The organism is Mesorhizobium delmotii (genome assembly GCF_900149755.1).
Lineage (GTDB): Bacteria > Pseudomonadota > Alphaproteobacteria > Rhizobiales > Rhizobiaceae > Mesorhizobium > Mesorhizobium delmotii.
In genome coordinates this window covers 1-4,197 of record NZ_FUIG01000058.1, presented here as the reverse complement: position 1 = coordinate 4,197, position 4,197 = coordinate 1, and the positions used below count along the sequence as shown (strand labels likewise).

Annotated in this window: 4 protein-coding genes and 1 pseudogene; 3 read left to right on the top strand and 2 right to left on the bottom strand. The window is 59.8% G+C overall.

All coding sequences use genetic code 11. From position 1 onward, the window contains the following. Positions 1-13: 13 nt before the first annotated feature. The gene (gene ligD, locus BQ8482_RS31255) at positions 14-1,006 is read right to left on the bottom strand and encodes a non-homologous end-joining DNA ligase (protein WP_165848797.1); all 993 of its coding nucleotides are present in this window, start codon (positions 1,004-1,006) and stop codon (positions 14-16) included. Positions 1,007-1,575: 569 nt separating this feature from the next. Then, complete coding sequence (locus BQ8482_RS40195; RefSeq protein ID WP_280178886.1) at positions 1,576-2,196, bottom strand: cold-shock protein; 621 nt, start codon at positions 2,194-2,196, stop codon at positions 1,576-1,578. Between the two features lie 134 nt (positions 2,197-2,330). On the opposite strand from BQ8482_RS40195, the gene msrA reads away from it, so the two are divergent. The 3 genes and pseudogenes from msrA to BQ8482_RS40795 all read left to right on the top strand — a co-directional run. Then, positions 2,331-2,849: a peptide-methionine (S)-S-oxide reductase MsrA gene (gene msrA, locus BQ8482_RS31245; protein WP_123151132.1), complete on the top strand. Its 519-nt coding sequence runs from the start codon at positions 2,331-2,333 to the stop codon at positions 2,847-2,849. A gap of 543 nt (positions 2,850-3,392) precedes the next feature. Beyond that, positions 3,393-3,701 (top strand): recombinase family protein, encoded by a 309-nt coding sequence (locus BQ8482_RS31240; protein ID WP_244603063.1) that lies wholly within the window; start codon positions 3,393-3,395, stop codon positions 3,699-3,701. A gap of 329 nt (positions 3,702-4,030) precedes the next feature. Next, positions 4,031-4,197, top strand: a pseudogene (locus BQ8482_RS40795) (DUF6088 family protein); the annotation flags it as partial.

Below are 4,197 nucleotides of genomic sequence, written 5' to 3'. Positions count from 1 at the left end.
GGCCCGATGTCGATCAGGGATGGGGCGGGGAGCGCACTACCTGCCGGGCTGGCTTGTCCTGACGCTCGCCTTGGTACGAGACCTGGCGCAGGAGATTGTCTTCCGTCCAGGTGAGATAGGTGACCTCGACCACCACTTCAGGCCTGACCCAATGCACCCGCGACAGTTCAAGCGGCGAGCCGAACCGGCTCTCGCGCGGCGGCGGAACGTCGAGGGGCATTCGAGCTGTCTGAAGCGGCCCAAGCCGGCGAGCCAATCGCTTGAGCTCTGCAACCGTGATGCCCGTGCCGGCGCGGCCCGCATATAACAGACGACCATCATCGGTGTAGTAGCCGAGAAGCAGCGAGCCGATGTGCGACCGGCTTCCAGTCGGATCGGTCCAGCCGACGACGATGAATTCCTCTCTGTTGAGACACTTTGACTTGACCCATAGGCCGCGATTGCCGGATGCATAGGCGCTGTCGATCCGCTTTGAGATTGCGCCCTCGAGTGCAAGCCGGCAGGCGTGCTTGCGGAACGCAGGCCCGTTGCCGATCACGTGATCGCTGAAGCGCAGGCCAGGCATGTCGGTCGAAAACAGGCCTTCCAGTCGCGCCTTGCGGTCGATGAGCGGCAGCTTCGCAAAGCTTTCTCCGTTCAGGAACAGAAGATCGAAAGCAAAGAAGGCAAGATCGCCCGTGCGGCCCTCGTCCATAGCGGCCTGCAGGCGGCTGAAGGAGGTGACGCCGTCTGCCCGGACGGCGCACAGCTCCCCGTCGACATATGCCTCTTTCACCGGCAGCGCGCGGAGGGCCGCTATCGTCGCTTGATAGCGATGCGACCAATCGAGGCCGGTGCGGGTGAGCAAGCGGATGTCGCTGCCGTCGATTCGCGCGTGCATGCGGTATCCGTCGTACTTGATTTCGTGAAGCCAATCGGGGCCGTTGGGCGCTTCGTCGACCAGGCGCGTCAGCTGAGGCTCGATCCATTTCGGCGGATGCGTTTTATTCGGCTTTGTGGGATTCACCGTCTTCCGCGCCAATTGAGATAAAGCGTCGTCATGCGGGCCAGACTACCACATGATGACGGTATATCCGCTGCAGCTTCTATCGGAAATCGCGGGTCTTCACCTTGATGCTGTCGATATGCTCGTAGGGACCTTATCCCGAGCTGGCGACTATGCCGATTAAGCTGCCTAAGCCGCGGGACTTTAATAAGAACGGCCGCGCTCGGCCAGCATAGTATTCTGCCCTCCTTGCAACAAACAAAGGAGAGCAAAATGACCAGCACCATTAATCTCTAAAGCCGCCAGCTGTTGCAACGATTTGGTGGGTGGATCTTTCGAGACAATGTCGATGCCTACACCCAGGTAACGCTTTCGCACGTGCGATATGTAATTTGTGCATTGCAATATCTGCGACGCTCGATATGATCCTGTTGTCGGCCATCTACTCCTCCCAGATGCGATGCCGGCGCTGAATGCGGTGCACCTCCTCCCGCGCTGCATTTCAAATCGAGCCCGCTGCCACCTCCTCCCGGCAGTGGGCTTTTTCTTTGTATGACCGGCAATTTGGCCCTTGGCCAACGTATTGGCTTCTAGGCGAGGCGAATGCTCCGGACTTCCAGGCCTTTCTTGCCCTGCCCGCATTCGACAAACACTTTCTGTCCCTCCACCCGCACGCTGAGCCCTGAGCGGTTCAACGCGGTGGCATGAACAAAAACGTCCTTCTCACCGTTATCGGGAGCAATGAAGCCGAAGCCTTTTTCGGGATTGTACCACTTGACCGTGCCCTCGCCCTCCAGCTGCGCACCACCCTTCCCGGCGATGGACCCCTCAGCAAGGCGCGCATCTGCCGGCGTTTTCGCGATCTGATCGCTGATCTCCAGCACTTGCACGACCTGATGACCTCTTGGACTTTCTTCAACCGCGACCTTGAGACGTGTCCCCTCGGAAACAGCGCGGCTTCCGGCAGCCTCCAACACTCGGATGTGCAGATAAGCTTCCGTGCCGTCCGACAGTTTGACGAAGCCAAAACCCGTGCTGGCATTGAACCACAATATCTCGGCGTCGGCAGGGTCTGCGGTCCCAATCGCGGGCCGCTGAAAGTAGCTTGGTTCGGAAGCCCGTTCCGAAAAGGAAACCGGCTCATCGTCATACCGATGCCTACGTGGCTCGCGTTGGTCTCTATACTTGCCCATGATCGTGTCGACTGACATGGCGCGTGCACTGCGCTAGCTGTTCAGGATAATTTCCATCGGGCGACGCGTTTGTGTCAAATGGCCTGCGACTGAAAAAAGATGGCAACAATGCCTATATTGGCGATGAACCCAAATTCAGGAGGTCAGAGACCATGACGACCGAACGCGCAGTGCTTGCCGGCGGCTGCTTCTGGGGTATGCAGGATCTGATCCGCCGCTACCCCGGCGTGATTTCCACCCGCGTCGGCTACACCGGCGGTGAGGTCCCTAGCGCTACTTATCGCAATCATGGCAGCCACGCTGAGGCGATCGAGATCGTGTTCGATCCAGACACGATCAGCTATCGCGATCTGCTGGGATTCTTCTTTCAGATCCATGATCCAACGACGCGCAACCGCCAGGGCAACGATGTCGGCGCGAGCTACCGCTCGGCGATCTTCTATAAAGACGACGAGCAAAAGCGCGTTGCGGAAGACACCATCGCCGATGTCGAAGCATCCGGGCTTTGGCCCGGTAAGTTCGTGACCGAGGTGGTGCCGGTCAGCGATTTCTGGGAGGCCGAGCCGGAGCATCAGGACTACCTCGAGCGCTATCCCAATGGCTACACCTGTCATTTCCCAAGACCAAACTGGAAGCTTCCGAAGCGAGAGGAAATTCGCCGCGCGGGGTAGGCCGCCGCACTTTACAACTCCTTCTCGGCCAAGTCGCGGAATTGGCCTTTACGTTCATAATAACTGCCGTGGTCGGTTTCCTCTTCTGACCCTTGAACCGTCTTTAACTCCGCGCGAATAGAAGCGCCTGGCGGAAAGCATAGGGAGGCACACACGTGGGCAAGCCCGACCCGAGAGACGAAGGCATAGACGCATTACTGCCTAAAGCTGCCCCGATCGGCCTGCCCTTATCCCCTATTGACCAAAAAGCGACGCTCTTGGCTGCAAGGTTGGGACGAATCCAAAGCGATTGATGAAGAGCAGCGGGAGGCATGGTCGTTTCTGCGATCCATCCTGCGAAGCCCAAATTAGCGCCCGGCACGGCGAACGTGCCGACCAACTAAGCAACTTCGCGCATGCCCTCGTAATTCCTTGCTGGTTGGCGGCGCGGCCTTTCCGTTCATAATAACTGCCGTGCTCGGTTTCCAAGGTCGATAGACTGGCACAGCGGCGCACCTCCGCCAGATCGTCAAGGACCTCGATAAGAAGGGTGTCGGGTTCAAGGTGCAGGACGATGCCTCGCTTGATACGACCACCCGGACGGGGAAGCTCGTGTTTAGCATCCTTTGGATTGCCGAGTTTGAGACGGCTCTCAGGAAGGAACGGCAGATGGAAGGGATCGCCAAGGCCAAAGCCAAGGCGGAAGCCAAGGGCGAGCCGTGGAAGACCGGCAGGCCCGTGGTGCTGGACCATGATCTGATCAGGCCGAGCGGCTGTCCGTTAGGCAGGTTGCCAAGGTGGCCGGATGTTCACCTTCGGCGGTCCAGAAGGTTCTCGCTGCGCCGGCGTGAGGGCCATTACCCACACCACTAGGACCACGGCGGGGGTTCATTAGCGAGCGCTGATAGGTGCGCCAGTCGCCGTGTCGTCCTCGCCACCGATGCGGCAGCGCAACGGCTGGCCTGAGCGTCGGCATGCCGGCGAGCAAGGCGCAGGCGCTCGGCCTCATCGACATACGTGCTGTATTGCGCTGGATCGTCGAGAGACACCTACAGCATCCGCGCCGGGGTAACTCGTCTGGCGCCGCCAGCGGCGAATGGCGGCCCGCCTCAGCGCGGGCGCGACCGCTGAGTGTCCGAAAATTGTAGCATATTTCGGACTCATACCTTGCCTTTGTCCGAAATTTGTCGCATATTTCGGACATGTGTATAGTTGAGCCCAATGCCGATCTTCGCTCGCGCCTGCTTGCCCGCATTGAGTCCAAACCCGACGAGGTCTGGACCCCCGGCGACTTCGCCGATCTCGGCGCGCGCGCCGCCGTGGACAAAACCCTGCAGCGCCTGGCCGCCGCCGGGGAGCTGCGCCGGAT

Bases quoted from the DNA above. Each gene is read 5' to 3' on its own strand.
- BQ8482_RS40195 (WP_280178886.1), bottom strand. From the start codon at position 2,196: ATGTCAGTCGACACGATCATGGGCAAGTATAGAGACCAACGCGAGCCA.
- msrA (WP_123151132.1), top strand. From the start codon at position 2,331: ATGACGACCGAACGCGCAGTGCTTGCCGGCGGCTGCTTCTGGGGTATG.